Source organism: Streptomyces sp. YIM S03343, assembly GCF_054729195.1.
Genome location: NZ_JBPUKX010000001.1, coordinates 4,844,414 through 4,866,921 on the forward strand (window position 1 = coordinate 4,844,414; position 22,508 = coordinate 4,866,921).

Below are 22,508 nucleotides of genomic sequence, written 5' to 3' on the forward strand. Positions count from 1 at the left end.
CGGGGCGGAGACAGGAGGCAGGCCGCGCCCGGCGGCGCGCGCCCGCGCTATGCGCGGGCCTTGAACCCGTGAAGAAGGTTGTAACTCAGTCGGTGCTCTGGGCCTTGAAGTCGTATGCGCAGGCTGGGAGTTCGTTGGCTTCGCGGTGTGCGAGGGGCAGGTAGAGGACTGGTCGGATCGTCCATGTGATGCGGGTGGTGGCCTGGGTGATGGACACCGTGCAGGGTTCGGAGCGCAGGAGTGCCCGGCGTGTGGTGATGCGGCCTTCGTAGAGCCATTCCCATGCTTCGTCGGAGGCATCGGTGTCGAGTGCGGGGGTGATGGTGTGGAGTGCGATAGCGACCCATCGGTCTGCCTGGGGCGCGGTGTAGGCGTCGAAGGATGCATGGAGTGCCGGCGGTTCCGGCTGGGTGAGGTCTTGGGTCCAGCACTCGCACCAGTAGCCGCGTCGGGGGAGGCAGGTCGTCACGGGTGGCCTCCGGGGCGAGCGTCTGTGTAGAGCTCCGCGGTGACGGTGTGGCCGTCGTGGGTGTCGTGGATGACGACGTGGTGGGCGAGCGCGGTGACCATGCTCAGGCCCCGGCCGTGTTCGGCGTCCTGGTCCTGGTGCTCGATCTTCGGGGCCGTGCCGGTTCCTCCGTCATCCGTGACGGACAGGGCGACCACCTGCGGGGTGACGGCCAGGGCCAGGTGGAAGGTGCCGTACCGCTGGCCACTGGCGGTGTGGAGGATCGCGTTCGTGCTCAGCTCGCTCACGATCAGTTCGGCGGCCTCGGCGTGGGGGGAGCCGTGCAGGATGTCGCGGGTGAAGCGGCGGGCCCGGCTGATCTCCTCGGGGAATCCTGGGCAAGACAGTCCCCAGACCCCCACCCTGCTCGTATACTCGTGCATACAAGTTCCTTCGTGCTGGTAGGCCGCCATGTTCAGCGGGTTCGGGCTAGACGAGTTTCACGCCGTCGTGTGCGCGGATGGCGGGCGGGGCTGCCGCGTCGAGTGCGTCCAGGACGCGGATCGCGTATGCCTCGTCGGCAAGCTCGGTGACCTCGTCGCGGGTGGCCCAGCGCAGGGCGCGGGTCTCGTCACCGGTGGTGGGCGTGCCGTCGGCGGCCGTGCAGCGGAAGACGAGCGAGATGATCAGGCCCGTCATGTTCTTGTAGACGCCGGTGAGGACGGCGGGCTCGGCGATCTTGAGGCCGGTCTCTTCGAGGACTTCCCGCGCCAGGGCCTCGGGGATGGTCTCGCCGCGTTCGAGGATGCCGCCCGGGGGCTCCCACTTGCCGTTGTCACGGCGCTGGATCAGCAGGGCCCGACCGTGGTCGTCGACGACGACTCCGGCCACGCTCACGGAGTGCGGGCGTTCCATGCTCACGTTCCTCGGCCCTCTCGGCTGGCTAGGCTCTCCACCGTAGCAACAACACTCGGCCACACGTCTAGATACCTAAAGGAGTACACGCATGAGCCCTTCTCTTTCTTCGGGCCTCCTCGGCGACCTCGACCCCACGAGCGACCGCGCGGTCTTCCGGCAGATCGCCGACCAACTGCGGGAGGCCATCGACCGCGGCCGGTTCCATGAGGGCGACAAGCTGCCCTCGGAGGCCGACCTCGTCGAGCACTACGGGGTGTCCCGGATGACGGTCCGCAACTCCTTCTCCATCCTCCAGGGGGAAGGGCTCGTGCACGCCGAGCACGGCAAGGGCGTCTTCGTCCGGCCCCGGCCTCCCGTCCGGCGCCTTGCCTCGGACCGGTTCGCCCGGCGTCACCGGGAGTCGGGCAAGTCCGCGTTCATCGTGGAGGCGGACGCCGCCGGCAGTCACCCCCAGGTCGACAGCCTTGAGGTCAAGGAGGAGAAGGCCAGTCAGGACCTCGCCGCTCGGCTCGGCTCGGTGCGGCGGGTGCTCGCCCGGCGGCGCCGCTATCTCCTCGACGGACGCCCGGTCGAGTTCGCCACCTCCTACCTGCCCCTCGACATCGCGCGCGGCACGCAGATCGCCGAGCCCAACCCCGGCCCCGGCGGCATCTACGCCCGGCTCGAAGAACTCGGCCACCGGCTCGACCACTTCGAGGAGGAGATCCGCGCTCGGATGCCCTCCCCCACTGAGGTGAAGACGCTCCGGCTGGCCTCCGGCGTGCCCGTCATCCACCTCATCCGCACTGCCTTCGACACCGAAGGGCGGCCCGTGGAGGTCTGCGACACGGTCATGGCGGCCGACGCCTACGTCCTGTCCTACCAGCTCCCGGCCACGTGAGCGGGTGAGGGGCGGTGGTGGGCGAACGGACGCTTCTCCGAACTCGTACACCCCAACACGCTTACTCGTATAGACGAGTGGGCAAGTTGTGTGGCAAGGTGGTCCGCGTGATCCCGGGAGACCGGGTTCGCAGACCGCATCTTGTATAGACGAGTAGATGGGAAGTGTGTGCTGTGCGCACCATCCGTGTGGAGACCTCGGCCGCGACGATCCTGCTGACCGAGGCGCCCGAACCGAAGGTCCGGGACCGGCAGACGGGCGAGATCGCCAAGGATGCCGTGAGCGGCGAGGCGCTGATGACGATCGGCGTCGTCTACATCGAGGACGGTGAGTCGTCCCTGATCAAGGTGACCATCCCGGAGAGCGGCATCACGACGGGGCTGGCCCTCGGCTCGCCCGTCTCGCTGCCGGGGCTGGTTGCCCGGCCGTGGGAGTCGGTGTTCAACGGGCAGCAGCGGCACGGCATCGCCTACCGGGCCGCCGCCGTCACCCCGGCCGTCTTCCCCGCCACCGCGGGGGCCGTGGCCTGATGTCCGATCTCGTGACGCTCCTGGAGGTGGGTGGTCCCCTCGCCGCGCTCGGCGGCGGGGCCGCCTACACCCGGGCCAAGCATCCGGCGGCCTACTGGTCCACGGTCGGCCTCCCGATGTCCACGGCCCGGCTGCTGGGCGCGTACGGCTCGGTCATGGAAGCATGCGGGCTGACCGTGGCCCCGTCCCGGCTGCGGGTCCTCGCCGTCAAGGCCATGACGCAACGGGAGGTACGGCCCGTGCCTCCCCGCCGGGGCCTGCTCCGGCCCACCTCGACCGGGCTGCGCGTCCGGCTCCGGCTGGCCCCCGGCCAGGAACCCGCCGACGTGGCGGCCTCGGCGGAACGGCTGCGGCACGCCTGGGGCGTCCACGCCGTCTACGTCACCACTGTCAAGCCCGGTGTCGTCGACCTCCGGCTCGTCGGATACGACGTTCTGCGGCGGGTCCGGATGCCCCGCAAGCCCGGCGGCGGGTTCCTGAAGGTGCCAGTTGCCTTACGCGAGGACGCCACACCCTTCGTGCGCGACTACCGGACCGTTCCGCACCAACTCACCCTCGGCGCGACCCTGTCCGGCAAGTCGATGTTCCTGCGCCACCTGATCGCCGGACTCGCCCCGCAGCCGGTTGCCCTGGTCGGCATCGACTGCAAGCGTGGCGTGGAGCTGGCGCCGTTCGCCGCCCGGCTCTCGGCGCTGGCCGTCGACCCGGATCAGGCGGCCGACCTGCTGCCCGCGCTCATCCAGGAGATGGAGGACCGCTACGACCTGATCAAGGCCCGGCAGGGCATCGTCCCCACCACCCCCGACGAGGAGATCACTTCCGACATCTGGGGCCTGCCCGAGGGTGAACGGCCCATACCCGTCGTGCTGTTCATCGACGAAGTCGCCGAACTCTTCCTCACCGCAACGAAGAAGGACGAGCAACGCCGCGACGAGATGGTCACCCAGCTCATCCGCCTCGCCCAGCTCGGCCGCGCCGCCGGTATCTACCTGGAGGTGTGCGGGCAGCGCTTCGGCGCCGAACTCGGCAAGGGCGCCACCATGCTCCGCGCCCAGCTCACCGGCCGCGTCTGCCACCGCGTCAACGACGAAGCCTCCGCCAAAATGGCCTTGGGTGACATCGCCCCCGAAGCCGTCGATGCAGCCTGCGCCGTCGCACCCGAACGGCCCGGCCTCGCCGTCGCGGGCGACACCTCCGGCGGCTGGTCCCGCATCCGCACCCCCTACCTCTCCCTCGCCGACGCCGCCGCAATCTGCCGCGACTCGGCGCACCTCGTGCCCGATCTCCCAGCGCTCAAGCCCTTCCAGCCGTAGCGGCTCTCCACCCGATCCGGTCGGCGCGACCGGTTCACCTCGCGCCGTGTCCCTACCCCTCCCATGCCCGAAACCGGAAGGAAGCCCTGTGTCACGCCCCTCCATCGCCGAGATCAGCGCACTCGTCGCCGACCTGGCCGCGTTCCGGCAGAACCGCACGTCCACCGAGTACGCGGCGCTCATGAGCCGTAAGGCGGACCTGCTGGAGCGCATCGCCTTCCACTCGCCCGGCGACGTCGACGCCGCCGAGGTGGCCCGGCTCGCGCGTGAGCGCGCCGACTCCCTCACGTCCGCCGACTGATCACGCTGGAAGGAGACCGAAAAACGATGCGTGCCCACCTGGCCCGAGTCGACGCCGTGCTCGTGCAAGCGCTCATCGCCGCCGCGCTGTCCTTCGCCCACCTGCACGACATCGCTGCGGCGGCCGGACAGGACGGCTGGAAAGCCTGGGCCTACCCCATCAGTGTCGACCTCCTGCTCGTCGCCGCCTGGCGCCGACTGCGCACCGGTCACGCGAAAGCGGCGGCCTGGTGCTGGTTCGTCATCGCCCTGACCGCATCCCTCGGCGCCAACGTCGCCACCGCCGGACTCCTCGACACGGATCAGGTCCCGGCCTGGCTGCGCATCCTCGTCGCGGGCTGGCCAGCCATCGCCTTTCTCGGCGGCACCCTCCTCGCCCACACCACACCCGCCCCAACCCCCGCCGCACCCGCGACCGTCGAGCACGAGGACCAGGGCGCCGCGCCCGAACCGGTCGCCCAACCGGCTGTCGAGCCGACCCCGCACCCGGCCATCCCGGCGGCAACGGAACCCTCCGCCGTCCAAGTCCCGGCCGCCCTGGTCGACCACGCCCGCAAAGTCGCCGCCGAACACCACACCCGCACCGGAACCCACATCGACGCCCCAACCCTTCGCGCCCGCCTCGGCGTCCCGGCCCCCATGGCCGACGCCATCGCCGCCCAGCTCTGAGAGGAGAACCGCATGAGCGCTCACCGCCGCTTCCGCAACGTCACCCGCATCGGCCCCGTCCAGGTCGCCACCTCCTACGACAACCGGGGCCGTGAGAAGCACACCGCCGCCTGCACCGCCCCTCGCTGCAACTTCTCGGCCGACTACGACAGCCGCGCCGCCGCCGAACTCGCCGCCCGTACCCACCGCTGCCCCATCCGCTGAGGAGAACCCGTGAGTGTCAGCCTGCCCCTCGTCTTCGTCCTCGGCGCCTTCGCCTGGGGAGCCGTCAAGTTCCTCGGCGTCCGCACCTGGGTCGTCGTCCTGATCGCCCTCTTCGGCTTCTGGCTCTCCCACACCTTCCTGGCCCCCGCCATCGAGGACGGCACCCGTACCGGCGTAACCGTCATAAACGGCACACATGACTAGACGAGTAGACGAGGAGATCGCCGTGTTCCTGCCCAAGTACCCCGACAACCCCACTCCGCCGCCCGTCCACCACCACACCCCCACCGACCCCGCACCCGTACGGCGTCCGGCCCTGCCGGTGTCCGTCGACCGCAACACGCTCGCCCTCGTCGTCGTGGGCGGTGTCGTCCTGACCGCGCTCCTGGCCGCCGTCGCCGTCACGGCCATCTCCGTCGCCGTCGCCGCTGTGGTCCTGCGCTCCCTGCTCGCCGAGCACCACCGCCGCTGAACCCCAACACCCCTGCACCCCCCAGCCTCCGGGGCGGCACGACACCGCCAAGCATCCGCCGCCCCGGGGCCCAACCCTCCCGACCGAAACGCCAGAAGGAGACCACCATCTTCACCCGCACCACTCCGGCCCCGCTGCCGGAACTCGCGAACCTGGCCGCGCACGGAACCCTGCCCGGTATCCTCCGCCAGCTCGCCGGCCTCGGCGGCTGCACCCGCCCGATCCGCCTCGACGGACGCCGCACCGAGTACGACGTCGACACCACCAGCGGTGAGATCGGCCGCATCCTGCGCCACTTCGACTCGACCGACCTCCCCGCCGGTCAGCTCCTGGTGCGCTGCAACAGTGTGCGTTCCAGAGCACGGCGGCTTGGTAGTCGTAGGTGTCGGGGTCGAGGGGCGTGCCGAGAGCGGTGTCGTCGGGGTCGTGGCGGGTGCTGCAGCGGCAGGGGCGTCCGTCGGCGCGGCGGTTGTGGACGGGGCCGAAGCCGGGGGCGGTGAAGGTGGCGAAGACGCGGGGGTGTGCGGCGACGGTTTCGGGGGTGCCCTTGCCGCCGCGCAGGCCCGCCGTGATGAGCTGGAAGGTGTCGCGGCGGTATAGCTCGGCGCAGGCCGGGCAGCGGGTCCTTTGGCGGCGCTTCTCGATCTACCTGCGCCGTGAGGTCGCCAAGCGGGCGGGACTTTCCCAACGTCACCTCCGCGACCACGCCCGCGTGTCCTTCGCCAAGGTCGCCGAGTACCAGAAACGCGGCGCCGTCCACTTCCACGCCGTCGTCCGCCTCGACGGCCCCGGCGACAGCACGGCCCCGCCCCCGCCCTGGGCCACGGCCGAACTCCTCACCGACGCCATCAAGGCTGCCGCGGCCAAGGTCCGCGTCGACGGACCGGTCGTCGACGGACGCGCCCACACCTTCGCCTTCGGCCGACAACTCGACGTCCGCACCATCCGATCCGCCGACTTCAACGACGGCCAGGAACTCACCGAACGCGCCGTCGCCGCCTATATCGCCAAGTACGCCACCAAGGGCGCCGAGACCGCCACGGGAGCTCTCGACCGCCCCCTCAAGTTCGCCGCCGAACTCGCCCAGCTCGACATCAGCGACCACGCCCGCCACCTCATCCGCACCGCCTGGACCCTCGGCGCACGCAAAGACCTCGAACACCTCCGCCTCCGAGCCTGGGCCCACATGCTCGGCTTCCGCGGCCACTTCTCCACCAAATCCCGCCGCTACTCCACCACCCTCGGCGCCCTCCGCGACGCCCGCGCCGAATGGCGCCGCGCCGAGACGGCTCCACCCGAGCAGCAGGACACCGGCACGACGTACGTCCTCGCGCACTGGGCCTTCGCCGGAACGGGCCTGTCCGACACCGAGACCTGGCTGTCCGCATCCCTCGAACCCGCCCCCAACGCCGCCGGAACGGAAGGGGAACCCACCCATGGCTGAGCCGCTGGCCGCTGGCATCACTTCCGAGCCCTTTGACCCGACCCTGGCCCTCCTGACGGTTGAGGAGACGGCTCGGCGGCTCCGGATCGGCCGTACGACGTGCTTCCGGCTCGTCCTCGCCGGAGAGATCGAGTCCGTCACGGTCGGGCGGCTCCGCCGGGTTCCCGCCGACGCCGTACCCGCCTACGTGGCCAAGCTGCGCCACCGACCGGCGCAAGCGGCCTGAGGGAGGACGGCATGGCAGAGAAGAAGCGCACCCGCCAGCCCAACGGGGCCTCGACGATCTACCTCGGCAAGGACGGCAAGTGGCACGGGCGGGTGACGGTCGGTGTCCGGGATGACGGCAAGCCCGACCGCCGTCACATCGAACGCAAGACGAAAGCGGAGGTGACCAAGGCTGTCCGCGAGATGGAGCGGGCGCGGGACGACAAGAAGCTCAGGAAGCCGGGGCAGAGTTGGACGCTGCAAGCCTGGCTTGAGCACTGGGTGGAAAACATCGCCAAGCCGTACGTCTCGGAGAACACGTACGACGGCTATGAGGTCGACGTGCGCGTTCACCTCTCGCCCGGCCTGGGCGCACACAAGCTCGACCGGTTGGAGCCCGAGCACCTGGAGCGCTTCTACCGGAAGATGCAGGCGGCCGGGAGCTCCGCCGGCACTGCCCACCACGTTCACCGGACGATCCGGGTCGCCCTCGGTGAGGCCGTGCGGCGGGGGCACGTCGTCACCAACGCGGCGGAGATTGCCAAGGCCCCGCGGCTCGAAGAAGAGGACATCGAGCCGTACACGATCGAGGAGGTACAGAGCCTCCTCGTCGAAGCGGCCAAGCTCCGCAACAGCGCGCGCTGGGTCGTCGCCCTGGCGCTCGGGCTGCGTCAGGGGGAGGCGCTCGGTCTGCACTGGGAGGACGTCGACCTCGACGCGGGATACGTCCGCATCCGTAAGAACCGGCTGCGGCCCAAGTACGCCCACGGTTGTGGAGACGACCCGTGCGGGCGGAAGGCCGGTTACTGCCCTCGGCGGGAGCAGACCCGTCGTGAGCACAAGTCCACCAAATCGCGGGCCGGACGGCGGACCATCGGACTGCCCGATCCGCTGATCAAGATTCTCCGCCAGCACCAGGAGGCCCAGGAGCGGGAGCGGAGCGCGGCCGGTGTCGACTGGGAGGGCAAGGGGTACGTGTTCGCCTCGCCGGTCGGGGGACCGTTGAGCCCCAACACCGACTTCCATGTCTGGAAGCGGCTTCTTCGGGACGCGGGGGTGCGTGACGGCCGTCTGCACGACGCTCGTCACACCGCTGCGACCGTCCTACTGATCCTCGGCGTCCCGGATGTCGTGATCGACTCGATCATGGGTTGGGAGCCCGGGGGAGCGGCCCGGATGCGCGCCCGGTACATGCATGTGACCGGGACCATGCTGCGGAAAGTCGCGCAGCAGGTCGGCGATGCGCTCTGGGAGCTCCCGGGAACGAACTGAGACGGAAAGTGAGACGGACAACGTCGAAGGGCCCCACCGCGAACGGTGGGGCCCTTCGACATATTGCCCGGTGAGAGCAATGGCGGAGGATACGAGATTCGAACTCGTGAGGGGTTGCCCCCAACACGCTTTCCAAGCGTGCGCCCTAGGCCTCTAGGCGAATCCTCCGCCGGAAACATTACATGACCGAGAGGAGTGCTCGCGAACTCGTTCCCCGCCCCTGACATCGGGTACTCTGTGCGGAGCCCCTCACGTGGCGCTATCTGACTGAACTCCCCCAGGGCTGGAAGGCAGCAAGGGTAGGTTGGCTCTGGCGGGTGCGTGGGGGGCGCTTGTGTGTGCTCATCGAGGGCGGCTGGGCGGGGCTGCTTGTCAGTGGGCGCCTATAACCTCGTAGACGTGTCGTCTCTCGCGCTGTACCGCCGTTATCGCCCGGAGTCGTTCGCCGAGGTCATCGGGCAGGAGCATGTCACCGACCCGTTGCAGCAGGCGCTGCGGAACAACCGGGTCAATCACGCGTACCTGTTCAGCGGGCCGCGCGGCTGCGGGAAGACGACCAGTGCGCGGATCCTCGCCCGCTGTCTGAACTGTGAGCAGGGGCCCACGCCCACGCCGTGCGGTGAGTGCCAGTCGTGCCGGGACCTCGCCCGCAACGGGCCCGGTTCCATCGACGTCATCGAGATCGACGCCGCCTCTCACGGTGGTGTGGACGACGCCCGTGAGCTGCGCGAGAAGGCGTTCTTCGGGCCCGCCGGCAGCCGGTACAAGATCTACATCATCGACGAGGCCCACATGGTCACCTCGGCGGGCTTCAACGCCCTGCTGAAGGTCGTCGAGGAGCCGCCCGAGCATCTCAAGTTCATCTTCGCCACCACCGAGCCCGAGAAGGTCATCGGCACCATCCGGTCCCGTACCCATCACTATCCGTTCCGGCTAGTTCCGCCCGGGACGCTCCGTGACTATCTCGGTGAGGTGTGCGGAAGAGAGGACATTCCCGTCGAGGACGGGGTGCTGCCTCTCGTCGTGCGCGCCGGGGCCGGGTCCGTGCGTGACTCCATGTCCGTCATGGATCAGCTCCTCGCCGGTGCCGGTTCCGACGGTGTGACCTACGCCATGGCCACCTCTCTTCTCGGCTACACCGACGGGTCACTGCTCGACTCCGTCGTCGAAGCTTTTGCCACGGGGGACGGTGCTGCCGCGTTCGAGGTGGTCGATCGGGTGATCGAGGGGGGGAACGATCCTCGGCGGTTCGTCGCAGATCTGCTGGAGCGGCTTCGGGATCTTGTCGTCCTCGCCGCCGTTCCCGACGCCGTCGAGAAGGGGCTCATCGACGCCCCCGCCGACGTTCTCGAGCGGATGCAGGCCCAAGCCGGTACCTTCGGGCCCGCCGAGCTCAGCCGCGCCGCCGACCTCGTCAACGAAGGGCTTACCGAGATGCGCGGCGCCACCTCGCCCCGCCTCCAGCTCGAGCTCATCTGCGCCCGTGTGCTGCTTCCCGCCGCCTATGGGGACGAGCGGTCCGTCATGGCCCGGCTCGACCGGCTGGAGCGCGGCGTCAACTTCCAGTCGGGAGCGGTCGGGGCTGCGGGGGCGGCCATGCCTGCCGTGGCCTACGTTCCCGGGCCCGAGGGTCATGGGGGGGCGATGGCGGCGGGTTCGGCTGGGGGAGCAGCCATGCCCGGTTCGGGTGGGGGAGCCATTCCCGGTGCGGGTGCGGGTGCGGGTTCGGGAGGGGGTGGGGTTGCTGCCGCTCGGGCCGCTGCGCGTGCCTCCGGTCCCGTTCCGGCTCCGGCTCCGGCTCCTGCCCCAACTCCTGCTCCTGCTCCTGCTCCGGAGCCTGTGGCTGCTCCCGCCCCTCCCTCCACGGCCCCGGCAGCTCCCGGCGCCTGGCCCTCCGCCGCTTCCGCCGGGGGTGGGCGGCGGCCCGGAGGGTGGCCCACCGCCGCTTCTGCGGGTGCGGGGCGGCCCGCCGCTGCGCCCTCGCCCACGTCGGCCGCCCCCGCTCCTGCTCCCACTCCCGCCGCACCGGCCCCCGTTGCCTCCCCCGGCGGGCTCGACCCCCGTGTGCTCTGGCCGAACATCCTCGAAGCCGTCAAGAACCGCCGTCGGTTCACCTGGATCTTGCTCAGCCAGAACGCCCAAGTAGCCGGCTTCGACGGCACCACCCTCCAGCTCGGCTTCGTCAACGCCGGTGCTCGCGACAACTTCGCCGGCAGTGGCAGTGAGGACGTGCTGCGGCAGGCCCTCGCCGAGCAGTTCAACGTCCACTGGAAGGTGGAGGCGATCGTCGATCCGTCGGGAGGCGGGTCGACGCCTCCCGCGCCCGCGTCCTTCGCCCAGCCGCCGCAGCCTTCCTCGCCCTCGGGCGGGGGATATGGCGGTGGTTACGGCGGTGCGCCCGCTGCCCGCCCGTCTGCCCCGCAGCCCTCCGCCGCCCCTACGGCACCCGCGCCCGCCGCCCCCTCGCCCCAGCCCTCCGCCGCTCCCGAGCCGCCGCCCCCCGTCGCCCCCGAGGACGACATCCCCGAGGACGATGACCCCGACCTCGACGAGTCCGCCCTCTCCGGGCAGGAACTCCTCGTACGGGAACTGGGCGCGACCGTGGTCGACGAGTTCGTCAACGAGTGACTCGTTCACATAAGTCGTCTGCCTCGTCTGCCTCGTCTGCCTCGTCTGACTCGGCCGAAAGCGGCCAGACCGGCGCCCGTTCATACGAACCTACGGACGCACCAGCCTCTCTCCCTCAGAAGCCCCTACAAAGCCCCCCACCCCGCTCCCGATAGGCTGACCCCCGTGAAGGTCCTCGTCATCGGCGGCGGCGCCCGCGAACACGCCCTGTGCCGTTCCCTGTCCCTCGACCCCGACGTCAGCGCGCTGCACTGCGCCCCCGGCAACGCCGGTATCGCCGAGGTCGCCGAGTTGCACCCGGTCGACGCGCTGGACGGCAAGGCCGTGGCCGCGCTGGCCACTGAGCTCGGGGCCGACCTGGTCGTCGTAGGACCGGAGGCCCCGCTGGTCGCCGGGGTCGCCGACGCCGTGCGCGCGGTGGGTATTTCCGTCTTCGGGCCGTCCGGCGAGGCCGCGCGGTTGGAGGGGTCCAAGGCGTTCGCCAAGGACGTGATGGCCTCCGCCGGGGTGCCGACCGCCCGTTCGTACGTCTGCACCAACGCCGACGAGGTCGCCGAGGCCCTCGACGCCTTCGGGCCGCCGTACGTCGTCAAGGACGACGGGCTAGCCGCGGGCAAGGGTGTCGTCGTCACCTCCGACCTCGACTCCGCCAAGACGCACGCGGCCGAGTGCGAGCGCGTCGTCATCGAGGAGTTCCTCGACGGCCCCGAGGTCTCCCTCTTCGCGATCACCGACGGCGAGACCGTCGTCCCCCTCCAGCCCGCCCAGGACTTCAAGCGCGCGCTGGACGGCGACGAGGGCCCGAACACCGGCGGCATGGGCGCGTACTCCCCGCTGCCCTGGGCCGCCCCCCAACTGGTCGAGGAGGTGCTCGACACCGTGCTCCAGCCGACCGTCGACGAGATGCACCGCCGCGGCGCGCCGTTCTCCGGGCTGCTCTACGCCGGCCTCGCCATCACCTCGCGCGGCGTACGGGTCATCGAGTTCAACGCCCGCTTCGGCGACCCCGAGACCCAGGTCGTGCTGGCCCGCCTCAAGACCCCGCTTGCCGGAGTCCTGCTTGCCGCCGCCGACGGCACCCTCGACAACCTGGAGCCGCTGCGCTGGAGCAGCGACGCCGCGGTCACCGTCGTCGTCGCCTCGCACAACTACCCCGGCACCCCGCGTACCGGCGATCCCATCACCGGCCTCGGCGAGGTCGCCGCCCAGGACGCCCCGCACGCCTATGTCCTGCACGCCGGAACCAGGCGTGACGGCGACGCCGTCGTCAGCGCGGGCGGCCGTGTCCTGTCGGTGACGGCCACCGGCGGGAGCCTCGCCAAGGCCCGCGAGCGCGCCTACACGGCCGTGGGCCGCATCGGGCTCGACGGCTCCCAGCACCGTACGGACATCGCCGCGAAGGCGGCCGCGGGGGAGTAGCCTCCTCGGCTCCTCCGCTGGTGCCGCCCGGGAACCCTTCCCGCCCGCGCAGCCGTTCTCCAGGCCCCGGAATCCCGCGCCCGATCGCCGGATCCGGGGCCTGATCGTTTGCCGTTCGTCCCCCACCTCTGACCAAAGCCATTCCATCGGGTGACCGATGGCCTTATCCGGCTGACGGAGGACGAGGCCCCAACTAGGGTGCCGCGCAAGCGGTCCGGCACTTGGCCCACCGGCATTGCGATGTCAGTGACGGGTGTCACAGTGGGGGAATGAGCAGAGCCGGCACGGTTGCGGGCAGGACGGCAGGGAGGGGGGACTTCCAGAGGTGACCGGTATGGGTGTCGAGTCGGGTGCGCCGGACGCGCGTGCCAGGGCCCTCGCCGTGCTGCGGGTGCGCAGCCGGGCGGTGGCAGTCGCCCTGCTGCCCGCCGCCCTGGCCGTGATCCTGCTCGCCGGTGCCACCAGCGACCACCTCGTCGGCGGCGGCTGGGACGCGGCCCGCGTGGTCACCAGCGTCGTCGCCGCCGTCGTCCTGCTGGCGGCCCTCGGCATCGCCGTCGTCGTCGCCCGTGCCCGCCCCGCCCTCAGCCCCACGGTCCCCGTCGCCGAGGAGTCCGCCCCCGATCTGTACCGGCTGGTCCGCGACCTCGCTGACCGGCTCGACGTGCCCGCGCCGTCCGCGATAGCGCTCACCCCGGACTGTGACAGCTGGCTGGAGGACCGCACGCATCCGGCCCACGGCCCGCCCCGGCGCGCCCACCACGACGAGATAGCCGGTGCCCCGGGCTTGGTTCCCGGCGCCCGCCGTACGGCCGCGGCTCCCGTGCTGGTCATCGGCTCGCCCTTCCTGTGGTGGATGCGCGTCGGCGAGCTGCGTGCCGTCCTCGCCCCGGTCGTCGCCGGTACGGGACCCTCCGCGCACCCCGACATAGCCGCCGCCCGCCGTTTCGTACGGGGGCTCGACGCGGCGGTGGCCGTGTGCGCGGCGCCCGGACGGCGGCCCGTGGCCCGCTGGGCGCTCGCCGGTGTCGGCTGGACGGCCCGGCTGCTGCTGCGCGGCTGCCGGGACGACGCCGCCGAGATGGAGCGAGGCGTGGCCGCCGCGGCGGCCACGCGCGCCCAGGCCGTGGACTACGGGCTGCGGATCGTCGCCCAGGAGCAGGTGGGGCTGGCCTACGCGGGCTGGGACCGGCTGCTCACCCGGGTCGCCCTGCCCGCCTGGCGGATGGGCCGCTGGCCCTCCCGGCTCGACGCGGGCGTGGTCTCGGCGCTGACCGAGCTGTCCCGGCGTGACCGGCTGGCGGAGGGTTTCGCCTCCCGGCTGGGCGAGCGCCCTGCCTGCGATCTGCTGGAGGAGCCCGGCCTGGTGGACGAGGCCGCCTCGCTGCTCGCCGCGCGCCTCTTCCACGGCGGCCCCGCCGAGCACCGCCCGGACTGGTCGCCGGTGGACTGGCAGGACTACCCGGACGAGGTCGTCGACCGCACCTGGCGCACGGACGCGGCCCGCCTCCACCGGGTCCTCGACCGCCTTGGCGTCCGCCGCTACACGGGCCCGGCCGCCCCGCACTCCGTGGGCCCGACCCTGGCCCGCGTCCTCGACCACCTCTCGACGGGTCCTGGCACCGACCACCACCCGGCCGGCCCGGGCGCTGCCGACCGCCGTACGTCGCAGCAGACGGCCCCCGCCGATCCAGGCCCCGGTCCCGGCTCCGACCCCGAGGCCCCTGACGCCCCCGACGCCCCCGAGACCACCGAACGCGGCGCCGTCCTCGCCGCCGGGCTCAGCGCCGAGCTGGCCAGGGAAGAGGCAACCGCACCGACGGGACGGCAGCACCCGGGACCAGCCGGTGCCGGTGCCGATGCGGGCCCCGGCTCCGGCACCCCGCTCCCGCTCTGGGACGACGGCACCCTGCCCCTCTTCCCCCTCCAGCCGCCGCGCACCGGGCGGGACCTGCTCGCCGACCATGTCACCGCGATGGTGTGCTGCGCCGCCGTGGACACCGCCGGTGCCACCCCCGGACTGGACTGGCTGGACGGCCCGTCCCTCCTCGTCGGCGGTGAGCGCGCGGCCGATCTGGGGTCCCGGGTCCTCACCCTCGTCGAGGAGGGCGATCCGGCACCGCTGCGGGAGTGGCTGACGGATCTCGGGATACGCCCCGAGAAGCCGGTGCGGCTCGTCTGACCCCGCCGCTGCGGGGGCGAAGGGCGGCGACGATCGGTGACAGTATGCGTGCGGTATGTGATGTGCTGGGGCCGGACGCGCACAGGGGACGTACGGACTTGTGCGTCGTACGGCAGCCGTACGAACAGCCGTACGGACAGCCGTACGACAAGGGAGGGACGGCAATGGGGCCGGACGGATTCCGCCGCTGGGAGTCGGGAGCGCTCGCGCACGCCGTGACGGACCCCTTCGGCCAGGCCCCGCTGCCCTGGCTGCGCGGCAGCGAGACCTACTTCGACGGCACCGGCCTCCTGGTTCCCTGGTACGTGGATCCCTTACCCCCCGCCGGGCCCGCCGCATCCCCCGCCGGGCCCGCCGCATCCCCCGCCGGGCCCGCCGCATCCCCCGCCGGACCCGCCGCCATGGCCTCCGGCGTCCGCGTCACCACGGCCGCCCGGACCACCGACCCGCTCCACAGCCACGGCCTCACCCTCACCCCCACCACCGACCCCACCCCCGACCCCCTCCTCGCCGCCCTCCGCCGCTCCGACGACGTCCACCGCCAGATCAAGGGCTTCACCTCCACCGGCGCCGTCGCCCCCGGCGAGACCATCGACTTCCGGGTCACGGTCGACCCGCCCCAGGACTTCACGGTCGACATCCACCGCATCGGCCACTACGGCGGTGAGGGCGCCGCCAGGATCGTGACCAGCCCCCGGCTGTCCGGCATAGTGCAGCCCCCGCCGCTCACCGCGCACCGGACCGTCTCCTGTCACCACTGGTGGCTGTCCTGGCGGCTGAGGGTCCCGTCGTACTGGAGCCCCGGCGCATATGTCGCCGTGCTCACCACCGCCGACGGTTACCGCTCCCACCTGCCCTTCACGGTCCGCGACGAACGGCCGGCGGATCTGCTGCTCGTGCTGCCCGACGTCACCTGGCAGGCGTACAACCTCTACCCGGAGGACGGCTGCACCGGCGCCAGCCTCTACCACGCCTGGGACGAGCAGGGGCGGCTGCTCGGCGAGGCCGAGGCGGCGACCACCGTCTCCTTCGACCGGCCCTACGCGGGTGCGGGCCTCCCGCTGCACGTCGGCCACGCCTACGACGTGATCCGCTGGGCCGAGCGCCACGGCTACGACCTCGCCTACGCCGACGCCGGTGATCTGCACTCCGGCCGGGTGGACCCCACGCGGTACCGGGCCCTGGTCTTCCCGGGACACGACAAGTACTGGTCTGCGAACATGCGCCGTACGGTGGAGCGGGCCCGGGACGTCGGGGTCTCGCTGGTCTTCCTGTCCGCCAACAGCCTGTACTGGCAGGTGGAACTGGCGGACTCCCCGTCCGGTGTCCCCGGCCGCCTGCTGACCTGCCGCAAGCGGAAGGGCCCGGGCAGGCCGGTGGTGTGGCGGGAGATCGACCGGCCCGAGCAGCAACTGGTCGGTATCCAGTACGCGGGGAGCGTCCCGGAGCCGTATCCGCTGATCGTCCGCAACGCCGGCCACTGGCTGTGGGAGGCGACCGGGGCGTACGAGGGCGACGGGATCGAGGGGCTGGTCGCGGGCGAGGCCGACCGCTACTTCCCGCGTACCGCGCTTCCCGCGCACGACGAGCGCGTCCTGCTGGCCCACTCCCCGTACACCGACGCCAAGGGTGCCCGCAGGCACCAGGAGACATCCCTCTACCGGGCCCCGTCCGGCGCCCTCGTCTTTGCATCCGGGACGTTCGCATGGTCACCTGCGCTGGACCGCCCCGGCCATGCGGACGCCCGCATCCAGCGGGCCACCGCCAACCTCCTGGACCGCATCTGCAAACGGGATTGAGGCCGGTTCCCGGGCCCCTCGCCGCCACCGGCCGTCCCGATACGGGAGAATCGAGCCACTTGGACAGAACCACGGGGAGGAACCGTGTCCGGATTCGTCGATAAGCCCGAGCCGATCCAGGTTCCGGGTCTGGTACATCTGCACACCGGGAAGGTGCGCGATCTGTACCAGAACGAGGCGGGCGACCTCGTGATGGTCGCCAGTGACCGTACGTCCGCGTACGACTGGGTGCTGCCGACCGAGATCCCCGACAAGGGCCGCATTCTCACGCAGCTGTCCCTCTGGTGGTTCGACCAGCTCACCGATCTGGTCCCGAACCACGTCCTCGGCACCGAAGTGCCCGAGGGCGCGCCCGCCGAATGGGCGGGCCGCACACTGGTCTGCAAATCCCTGCGGATGCTCCCCGTGGAATGCGTGGCCCGCGGCTATCTCACCGGCTCGGGCCTCGACGAGTACCAGGAGTCCCGCACGGTCTGCGGGCTCGCCCTCCCCGAGGGCCTCATGGACGGCTCGGAGCTGCCGGGAGCGATCTTCACGCCCGCCACCAAGGCGGCCGTCGGCGACCACGACGAGAACGTCCCCTACGAGGAGGTGGCCCGCCAGGTCGGCGCCGACACCGCCGCCCAACTGCGCCAGGCCACGCTCGGCGCGTACGGCCGTGCGCGTGACATCGCCCGCGACCGCGGCATCATCCTGGCGGACACCAAGTTCGAGTTCGGCTTCGACGGCGACACCCTCGTCATCGCGGACGAGGCCCTCACCCCGGACTCCTCGCGCTTCTGGCCGGCCGACCAGTGGCAGCCGGGCCGCCCGCAGCCGTCGTACGACAAGCAGTTCGTCCGCGACTGGCTCACCTCGGCCGAGTCCGGCTGGGACCGCCGAAGCGAGCAGCCGCCGCCCGCCCTGCCCCAGCACATCGTGGACATCACACGTGCGAAGTACATCGAGGCGTACGAGCGGCTGACCGGCACCAGCTGGGCGTGACGGCACCGGCCTGCGCTGATCCGAGCGGATCCGAGTGGATCCGAGTGGATCCGAGCAGGTCCGAGCAGGTCCGAGCAGGTCTGAGCTGCTCGGAGTCGGCGCAACGCGAAAGGCCCCCGGTTTCCCGGGGGCCTTCACTGGAGCGGACGACGAGGCTCGAACTCGCGACCTCAACCTTGGCAAGGTTGCGCTCTACCAACTGAGCTACGTCCGCACTACGCCGTGGCGTGAGAGCAACTATACCCAACGTCGCGGGCGACAGAGCCCCATCCGTTGTGGTGACCTTCACAGCCGCGCCGCCGCCTCTGCGGCAACGTCTGCCTGATCAGGCAAAGAAAAACCCCGGCCCATTGGACCGGGGTCTGATTCCCGAGCGGACGACGAGGCTCGAACTCGCGACCTCAACCTTGGCAAGGTTGCGCTCTACCAACTGAGCTACGTCCGCATTGCCTCCGACCGGCTCTCACCGATCGGCGCGGGCACCAGCCTACCTGATCCACTGGAGTGGTCGGGACCGGCGATGCAGAGCGGGTGACAGGAATTGCACACTGCGCCTTCCCCCTGGAAGGGGGATGTTCTGCTACTGAACTACACCCGCAAGTACTCCGTGGGCTTCGGCTTTTCGGCCTCGCCCCTCGGCGTGCTCCAGACATTAGCTGATCTGCAGGGGGGTAGCGCAAGTCGGTTGCTCAGGGCCCCTACGAGCCGGGTTCCGCGGGGCCGCCGGCTTCAGGGCGCGGCTGCCCTCAGGGCGCGCTGACACGCCCTGAGGAGAGACCGCCGCCTGCCGGCTCGGAGCGCCGCGAACGGCTACTGAGCCGCGCTGAACGCCTCGTAGACCTTCTTCGGGATCCGTCCGCGGGCCGGCACGTCCATCTTGTTGGCCAGGGCCCAGGCGCGGACGGCCGCCGGGTCGGGGGCGACCTCCGTCTGCCGGTACGTCTTGCCCGACTTCGACCGCTTGCGGCCTGCCTCCACGTACGGCGCGAGCGCCTTACGCAGTTTCTTGGCGTTGGCTTCATTCAGGTCGATCTCGTACGACTTGCCGTCCAGCCCGAAGGCGATCGTTTCCGCCGCTTCCGAGCCGTCGATGTCGTCAAAGAGAGTGACCACGACCTTCTGCGCCACGAATATCGGTCCCTTCGTGCGGCATCCCCGCGCCGGCGTATGTCGGATGACGTGCCGGGACTGTTGCGGAGATGTCGGCTGTCCGCTGTTAATGGGGAAAGTATCAGCGCACGGCAATTCATTTGTAAAGTGCGCGGCATTGCAAAGTGAAGGCCACCTAAAACCGCTCGACACCTCGCGGAGTGGCGCCACGCAATAGGAACACCAGGTCGCTCCCGGATCTTTCCCGGATCTTTTCGTACGAGCCACCGCAGGGCGCCGGACCGTGATGCCGGTCACGTACGTTCCTCCAACGCTACCCGAGTAGAAAATTTTGGCAGGTAGTCTGAAGGGACCTGCTCAGCACCACACACCGGGAGTGCCAGTGGCACGCGTCGTAGTCGACGTCATGCTCAAGCCGGAGATCCTCGACCCCCAGGGCCAGGCGGTGCAGCGCGCACTGCCGCGGCTCGGTTTCGAAGGCATCTCCGACGTCCGTCAGGGAAAGCGATTCGAGCTGGAAGTCGACGGGCCGGTGGACGACGCCGCGCTCGCCCGCATCCATGATCTTGCGGAATCCTTCCTCGCCAACACCGTGATCGAGGACTTCACCGTCAAGGTGGAGGAAGTGGCGGGGGCCGCGAAGTGACCGCTCGTATTGGCGTCGTCACTTTCCCGGGAAGTCTCGACGACCGGGACACCCGGCGCGCGATCCGGCTCGCGGGCGCCGAACCGGTCGCCCTGTGGCACAAGGACAAGGACCTCAAGCAGGTCGACGCCGTGGTGCTGCCCGGCGGTTTCTCCTACGGCGACTATCTGCGCGCCGGGGCCATCTCCCGCTTCTCGCCGGTGATGGAGACCGTCATCGAGCAGGCGAGGGCCGGGCTGCCGGTCCTCGGCATCTGCAACGGCTTCCAGGTCCTCACCGAGGCGCATCTGCTGCCCGGCGCGATGCTCGGCAACGACCACCTGCACTTCATCTGCCGGGACCAGAAGCTGCGCGTGGAGAACACCGCGACCGCCTGGACCGCGGACTACGAGAGCGGGCAGGAGATCCACATCCCGCTCAAGAACATGGACGGCCGGTACGTCGCCGACGAGTACACGCTCGACCGGCTGGAGGCGGAGGGCCGGGTCGCGTTCCGCTATGTGGTCCGCGGCGAAGCCGCTGATGGATACGGCAACCCGAACGGCTCGCTCCGCGACATCGCCGGCATCACCAACGAGGCCGGCAACGTCGTGGGCCTCATGCCGCACCCCGAGCACGCCGTCGAGCCGCTGATCGGCACCGGACGCACCGACGGACTCCCGTTCTTCACCTCGATCATCAAGAAGCTGGTCAACGTATGAGCCGGACGCCTCTGGACACGGTCGAGCATGCGGCCGCGACCCCCGACGTCGAGCTGCCCTGGGCCGAACTCGGGCTGAAGAAGGACGAGTACGAGCGGATCGTGGAGATCCTGGGCCGCCGCCCGACCGGCGCCGAGCTTGCCATGTACTCGGTGATGTGGTCGGAGCACTGCTCGTACAAGAGCAGCAAGGTCCATCTGCGCCAGTTCGGCGAGAAGGCCCCGCACTCCGACGCCCTCCTCGTCGGCATCGGCGAGAACGCGGGCGTGGTCGACGTCGGCCAGGGCTACGCGGTGACCTTCAAGGTCGAGTCGCACAACCACCCCTCCTACGTCGAGCCCTACCAGGGCGCGGCCACGGGCGTCGGCGGCATCGTGCGAGACATCATCGCGATGGGCGCCCGCCCGGTCGCGGTCGTCGACCCGCTGCGGTTCGGCGCCGCCGACCACCCCGACACCAAGCGCGTCCTGCCCGGCGTCGTCGCCGGCATCGGCGGCTACGGCAACTGCCTGGGCCTGCCCAACATCGGCGGCGAGGTCGTCTTCGACGCCTGTTACCAGGGCAACCCGCTGGTCAACGCCGGTGCGATCGGTGTGATGCGGCACGAGGACATCCACCTCGCCAAGGCCTCCGGCGCGGGCAACAAGGTCATCCTCTACGGCGCCAGGACCGGCGGCGACGGCATCGGCGGCGCGTCGATCCTCGCGTCCGAGACCTTCGACGACGCGAAACCCTCGAAGCGGCCCGCCGTGCAGGTCGGCGACCCCTTCCAGGAGAAGCTGCTCATCGAGTGCACCCTGGAGGCCTTCCAGGAGAAGCTCGTCGTCGGTATCCAGGACCTCGGCGCGGCCGGTCTGTCCTGCGCCACCTCCGAGCTGGCCTCCAACGGCTCCGGCGGTATGCGCGTCACCCTCGACGACGTACCGCTGCGCGACTCGACGCTCTCCCCCGAGGAGATCCTGATGAGCGAGTCGCAGGAACGGATGTGCGCGGTCGTGGAGCCGGAGAAGGTCGACCGGTTCCTGGAGATCTGCGCCAAGTGGGACGTCATCGCCACCGTCATCGGCGAGGTCACCGACGGCGACCGCCTGGAGATCTACTGGCACGGCGGCAAGATCGTCGAGGTCGACCCGCGGACCGTGGCGCACGAGGGCCCGGTCTACGAGCGCCCCTACGCCCGCCCGTCCTGGCAGGACGCGCTGCAGGCCGACGACGCGAACAAGCTGTCCCGCCCGGCGACCGCCGAGGAGCTGAAGGACCAGGTCCTGAAGCTGGTCGGCTCGCCCAACCAGGCGTCCAAGAAGTGGATCACCTCGCAGTACGACCACTTCGTGCAGGGCAACACCGTCCTCGCCATGCCGGAGGACTCCGGCATGATCCGCGTCGACGAGGAGAGCGGCCTCGGCATCGCCATCGCCACCGACGGCAACGGCCGGTACGCCAAGCTCGACCCGTACGCGGGCGCGCAGCTGGCGCTGGCCGAGGCGTACCGCAACGTCGCCACCACGGGTGCCAAGCCGCTGGCGGTCTCCGACTGCCTGAACTTCGGTTCGCCCGAGGACCCCGCGGTGATGTGGCAGTTCGCGGAGGCCGTGCGCGGCCTGGCCGACGGCTGCCTCACGCTGGGCACGCCGGTCACCGGCGGCAATGTCTCCCTCTACAACCAGACCGGTGATGCCGCCATCCACCCGACCCCGGTGGTCGCGGTCCTCGGCGTGATCGACGATGTCGCCCGCCGCACCCCGGTCGCCTTCCCGGAGGAGGGCCAGCTCCTCTATCTCCTCGGCGACACCCGTGAGGAGTTCGGCGGCTCGGCCTGGTCGCAGGTCGTCCACGACCACCTCGGCGGGCTGCCGCCCAAGGTCGACCTGGAGCGTGAGCGGCTGCTGGGCGAGATCCTGATCTCCGCCTCCCGCGACGGCATGATCGACGCCGCGCACGATCTGTCCGACGGCGGTCTGGTCCAGGCGGTCGTGGAGTCCGCGCTGCTGGGCGGCAAGGGCGTGCGGCTGGTCGTACCGGACGGGCTCGACGCGTTCACCTTCCTGTTCTCCGAGTCCGCGGGCCGCGCGATCGTCGCGGTGCCGCGCTCGGAGGAGGTGCGCTTCAACGACATGTGCGGAGCGCGGGGCCTCCCGGCGACTCGTATCGGTGTCGTCGACGGCGACGCGGTCGAGGTCCAGGGCGAGTTCGCGCTCCCCCTGGCCGACCTCCGCGAGCTCCACGAGGGGACGATCCCGGCGCTGCTGGCGTAGCGCTCCGCGGGAAGTGCCGCGATGGGCCGTGGATCGTCTGCGGGCCGTCGCGGCTGGTCGCGCAGTTCCCCGCGCCCCTTGGGCGCTGACCAACCGTAGTCGATTTCGCCGGGCCGCTCAGCGCCACGGC

At 70.9% G+C, this 22,508-nt stretch carries 24 protein-coding genes, 4 tRNA genes and 1 other RNA gene; 20 read left to right on the top strand and 9 right to left on the bottom strand.

The genetic code is table 11. The annotated features are described in order from the left end of the window. Positions 1-85: 85 nt before the first annotated feature. From ACSYGN_RS20940 to ACSYGN_RS20950, 3 genes are read right to left on the bottom strand one after another with little or no spacing between them, the layout of a single operon-like run. On the bottom strand, positions 86-469 hold the full coding sequence (locus tag ACSYGN_RS20940) for a hypothetical protein (protein ID WP_460397837.1): 384 nt from the start codon (positions 467-469) through the stop codon (positions 86-88). Continuing rightward, entirely contained in the window at positions 466-891 is a 426-nt protein-coding gene (locus ACSYGN_RS20945) for an ATP-binding protein (RefSeq protein ID WP_460397839.1), read from the bottom strand. The genes ACSYGN_RS20940 and ACSYGN_RS20945 overlap by 4 nt, the downstream gene beginning before the upstream one ends. Positions 892-937: 46 nt before the next feature. Continuing rightward, positions 938-1,345 carry an NUDIX hydrolase gene (locus tag ACSYGN_RS20950; RefSeq protein ID WP_460403613.1) on the bottom strand — a complete coding sequence of 136 codons (408 nt, stop codon included), beginning with the start codon at positions 1,343-1,345 and terminating at the stop codon, positions 938-940. Positions 1,346-1,454: 109 nt separating this feature from the next. Between ACSYGN_RS20950 and ACSYGN_RS20955 the strand changes: the two genes are divergently transcribed. The 8 genes from ACSYGN_RS20955 to ACSYGN_RS20990 all read left to right on the top strand — a co-directional run bounded on the left by ACSYGN_RS20955 (position 1,455) and on the right by ACSYGN_RS20990 (position 5,734). Continuing rightward, positions 1,455-2,246 carry a GntR family transcriptional regulator gene (locus tag ACSYGN_RS20955; RefSeq protein ID WP_460397841.1) on the top strand — a complete coding sequence of 264 codons (792 nt, stop codon included), beginning with the start codon at positions 1,455-1,457 and terminating at the stop codon, positions 2,244-2,246. Positions 2,247-2,419: 173 nt separating this feature from the next. Then, positions 2,420-2,776: an SCO3933 family regulatory protein gene (locus ACSYGN_RS20960; protein WP_460397843.1), complete on the top strand. Its 357-nt coding sequence runs from the start codon at positions 2,420-2,422 to the stop codon at positions 2,774-2,776. Then, positions 2,776-4,089 carry an FtsK/SpoIIIE domain-containing protein gene (locus ACSYGN_RS20965; protein ID WP_460397845.1) on the top strand — a complete coding sequence of 438 codons (1,314 nt, stop codon included), beginning with the start codon at positions 2,776-2,778 and terminating at the stop codon, positions 4,087-4,089. Before ACSYGN_RS20960 ends, ACSYGN_RS20965 begins: the two co-directional genes overlap by 1 nt. A gap of 88 nt (positions 4,090-4,177) precedes the next feature. Continuing rightward, complete coding sequence (locus ACSYGN_RS20970) at positions 4,178-4,390, top strand: hypothetical protein (RefSeq protein WP_460397847.1); 213 nt, start codon at positions 4,178-4,180, stop codon at positions 4,388-4,390. Positions 4,391-4,416: 26 nt separating this feature from the next. Next, positions 4,417-5,058: a DUF2637 domain-containing protein gene (locus ACSYGN_RS20975; RefSeq protein WP_460397849.1), complete on the top strand. Its 642-nt coding sequence runs from the start codon at positions 4,417-4,419 to the stop codon at positions 5,056-5,058. A gap of 12 nt (positions 5,059-5,070) precedes the next feature. Next, positions 5,071-5,262, top strand: coding sequence for a mobile element transfer protein (locus ACSYGN_RS20980; RefSeq protein ID WP_392216969.1), 192 nt, complete (start codon positions 5,071-5,073; stop codon positions 5,260-5,262). Between the two features lie 9 nt (positions 5,263-5,271). After that, positions 5,272-5,466, top strand: a complete 195-nt coding sequence (locus ACSYGN_RS20985; RefSeq protein WP_362061386.1) for a hypothetical protein — start codon at positions 5,272-5,274, stop codon at positions 5,464-5,466. Positions 5,467-5,488: 22 nt separating this feature from the next. Beyond that, on the top strand, positions 5,489-5,734 hold the full coding sequence (locus ACSYGN_RS20990) for a SpdD protein (RefSeq protein WP_362061406.1): 246 nt from the start codon (positions 5,489-5,491) through the stop codon (positions 5,732-5,734). Between the two features lie 111 nt (positions 5,735-5,845). On the opposite strand, the gene ACSYGN_RS20995 is transcribed toward ACSYGN_RS20990, so the two are convergent. Further along, on the bottom strand, positions 5,846-6,379 hold the full coding sequence (locus tag ACSYGN_RS20995; RefSeq protein WP_460403616.1) for a replication initiator: 534 nt from the start codon (positions 6,377-6,379) through the stop codon (positions 5,846-5,848). Between ACSYGN_RS20995 and ACSYGN_RS21000 the strand changes: the two genes are divergently transcribed. The 3 genes from ACSYGN_RS21000 to ACSYGN_RS21010 are packed head-to-tail and all read left to right on the top strand — an operon-like array spanning position 6,276 to position 8,654. Beyond that, complete coding sequence (locus tag ACSYGN_RS21000; RefSeq protein ID WP_460397852.1) at positions 6,276-7,178, top strand: replication initiator; 903 nt, start codon at positions 6,276-6,278, stop codon at positions 7,176-7,178. The two genes, ACSYGN_RS20995 and ACSYGN_RS21000, sit on opposite strands and share 104 nt — an antisense overlap. Continuing rightward, positions 7,171-7,404 (top strand): excisionase family DNA-binding protein, encoded by a 234-nt coding sequence (locus ACSYGN_RS21005; RefSeq protein WP_460397854.1) that lies wholly within the window; start codon positions 7,171-7,173, stop codon positions 7,402-7,404. Before ACSYGN_RS21000 ends, ACSYGN_RS21005 begins: the two co-directional genes overlap by 8 nt. Before the next feature lie 11 nt (positions 7,405-7,415). After that, positions 7,416-8,654, top strand: coding sequence for a tyrosine-type recombinase/integrase (locus ACSYGN_RS21010; RefSeq protein WP_460397856.1), 1,239 nt, complete (start codon positions 7,416-7,418; stop codon positions 8,652-8,654). Between the two features lie 80 nt (positions 8,655-8,734). Here the strand turns inward: ACSYGN_RS21010 and ACSYGN_RS21015 are convergent. Then, positions 8,735-8,822, bottom strand: a tRNA-Ser gene (locus ACSYGN_RS21015). A 73-nt stretch (positions 8,823-8,895) separates the two neighbouring features. Here ACSYGN_RS21015 and ffs point away from each other — a divergent pair. The 6 genes from ffs (at position 8,896) to ACSYGN_RS21045 (ending at position 17,666) form a co-directional block, all read left to right on the top strand. Further along, an RNA gene (gene ffs, locus ACSYGN_RS21020) (signal recognition particle sRNA small type) lies at positions 8,896-8,990 on the top strand. A gap of 63 nt (positions 8,991-9,053) precedes the next feature. After that, positions 9,054-11,282 (top strand): DNA polymerase III subunit gamma and tau, encoded by a 2,229-nt coding sequence (locus ACSYGN_RS21025; RefSeq protein WP_460397858.1) that lies wholly within the window; start codon positions 9,054-9,056, stop codon positions 11,280-11,282. Positions 11,283-11,447: 165 nt separating this feature from the next. Next, positions 11,448-12,701 (top strand): phosphoribosylamine--glycine ligase, encoded by a 1,254-nt coding sequence (gene purD / locus ACSYGN_RS21030; RefSeq protein ID WP_460397860.1) that lies wholly within the window; start codon positions 11,448-11,450, stop codon positions 12,699-12,701. A gap of 334 nt (positions 12,702-13,035) precedes the next feature. Next, the gene (locus ACSYGN_RS21035; RefSeq protein WP_460397862.1) at positions 13,036-14,883 is read left to right on the top strand and encodes a M48 family metalloprotease; all 1,848 of its coding nucleotides are present in this window, start codon (positions 13,036-13,038) and stop codon (positions 14,881-14,883) included. A 164-nt stretch (positions 14,884-15,047) separates the two neighbouring features. Then, entirely contained in the window at positions 15,048-16,682 is a 1,635-nt protein-coding gene (locus tag ACSYGN_RS21040; RefSeq protein ID WP_460403618.1) for a N,N-dimethylformamidase beta subunit family domain-containing protein, read from the top strand. Between the two features lie 84 nt (positions 16,683-16,766). Then, entirely contained in the window at positions 16,767-17,666 is a 900-nt protein-coding gene (locus ACSYGN_RS21045) for a phosphoribosylaminoimidazolesuccinocarboxamide synthase (RefSeq protein WP_460397864.1), read from the top strand. A 138-nt stretch (positions 17,667-17,804) separates the two neighbouring features. On the opposite strand, the gene ACSYGN_RS21050 is transcribed toward ACSYGN_RS21045, so the two are convergent. From ACSYGN_RS21050 to ACSYGN_RS21065, 4 genes are all read right to left on the bottom strand, one after another. Then, positions 17,805-17,880, bottom strand: a tRNA-Gly gene (locus tag ACSYGN_RS21050). 158 nt (positions 17,881-18,038) lie between these two features. Beyond that, positions 18,039-18,111: transfer RNA gene (locus ACSYGN_RS21055), tRNA-Gly, on the bottom strand. An 81-nt stretch (positions 18,112-18,192) separates the two neighbouring features. Continuing rightward, a tRNA-Gly gene (locus ACSYGN_RS21060) sits at positions 18,193-18,264 on the bottom strand. 212 nt (positions 18,265-18,476) lie between these two features. Next, a complete protein-coding gene (locus ACSYGN_RS21065; protein WP_460397866.1) occupies positions 18,477-18,794 on the bottom strand; it encodes a histone-like nucleoid-structuring protein Lsr2 in 318 nt (105 codons plus the stop codon). A 364-nt stretch (positions 18,795-19,158) separates the two neighbouring features. Between ACSYGN_RS21065 and purS the strand changes: the two genes are divergently transcribed. From purS to purL, 3 genes are read left to right on the top strand one after another with little or no spacing between them, the layout of a single operon-like run. Next, positions 19,159-19,422 (top strand): phosphoribosylformylglycinamidine synthase subunit PurS, encoded by a 264-nt coding sequence (gene purS, locus ACSYGN_RS21070; protein ID WP_460397868.1) that lies wholly within the window; start codon positions 19,159-19,161, stop codon positions 19,420-19,422. Continuing rightward, positions 19,419-20,123, top strand: a complete 705-nt coding sequence (gene purQ, locus ACSYGN_RS21075; RefSeq protein ID WP_460397870.1) for a phosphoribosylformylglycinamidine synthase subunit PurQ — start codon at positions 19,419-19,421, stop codon at positions 20,121-20,123. Before purS ends, purQ begins: the two co-directional genes overlap by 4 nt. Next, positions 20,120-22,378, top strand: a complete 2,259-nt coding sequence (gene purL / locus ACSYGN_RS21080; protein WP_460397873.1) for a phosphoribosylformylglycinamidine synthase subunit PurL — start codon at positions 20,120-20,122, stop codon at positions 22,376-22,378. Before purQ ends, purL begins: the two co-directional genes overlap by 4 nt. Positions 22,379-22,508: the final 130 nt, after the last annotated feature.

Excerpts from the sequence above, each read along its gene's own strand:
- ACSYGN_RS20975 (WP_460397849.1), top strand. The coding sequence starts at position 4,417 with ATGCGTGCCCACCTGGCCCGAGTCGACGCCGTGCTCGTGCAAGCGCTC.
- purL (WP_460397873.1), top strand. The coding sequence starts at position 20,120 with ATGAGCCGGACGCCTCTGGACACGGTCGAGCATGCGGCCGCGACCCCC.
- ACSYGN_RS21010 (WP_460397856.1), top strand. The coding sequence starts at position 7,416 with ATGGCAGAGAAGAAGCGCACCCGCCAGCCCAACGGGGCCTCGACGATC.
- ACSYGN_RS20945 (WP_460397839.1), bottom strand. The coding sequence starts at position 891 with ATGCACGAGTATACGAGCAGGGTGGGGGTCTGGGGACTGTCTTGCCCA.
- ACSYGN_RS21035 (WP_460397862.1), top strand. The coding sequence starts at position 13,036 with ATGGGTGTCGAGTCGGGTGCGCCGGACGCGCGTGCCAGGGCCCTCGCC.
- ACSYGN_RS21005 (WP_460397854.1), top strand. The coding sequence starts at position 7,171 with ATGGCTGAGCCGCTGGCCGCTGGCATCACTTCCGAGCCCTTTGACCCG.
- ACSYGN_RS20980 (WP_392216969.1), top strand. The coding sequence starts at position 5,071 with ATGAGCGCTCACCGCCGCTTCCGCAACGTCACCCGCATCGGCCCCGTC.
- ACSYGN_RS20965 (WP_460397845.1), top strand. The coding sequence starts at position 2,776 with ATGTCCGATCTCGTGACGCTCCTGGAGGTGGGTGGTCCCCTCGCCGCG.
- ACSYGN_RS20955 (WP_460397841.1), top strand. The coding sequence starts at position 1,455 with ATGAGCCCTTCTCTTTCTTCGGGCCTCCTCGGCGACCTCGACCCCACG.
- ACSYGN_RS21040 (WP_460403618.1), top strand. The coding sequence starts at position 15,048 with ATGGGGCCGGACGGATTCCGCCGCTGGGAGTCGGGAGCGCTCGCGCAC.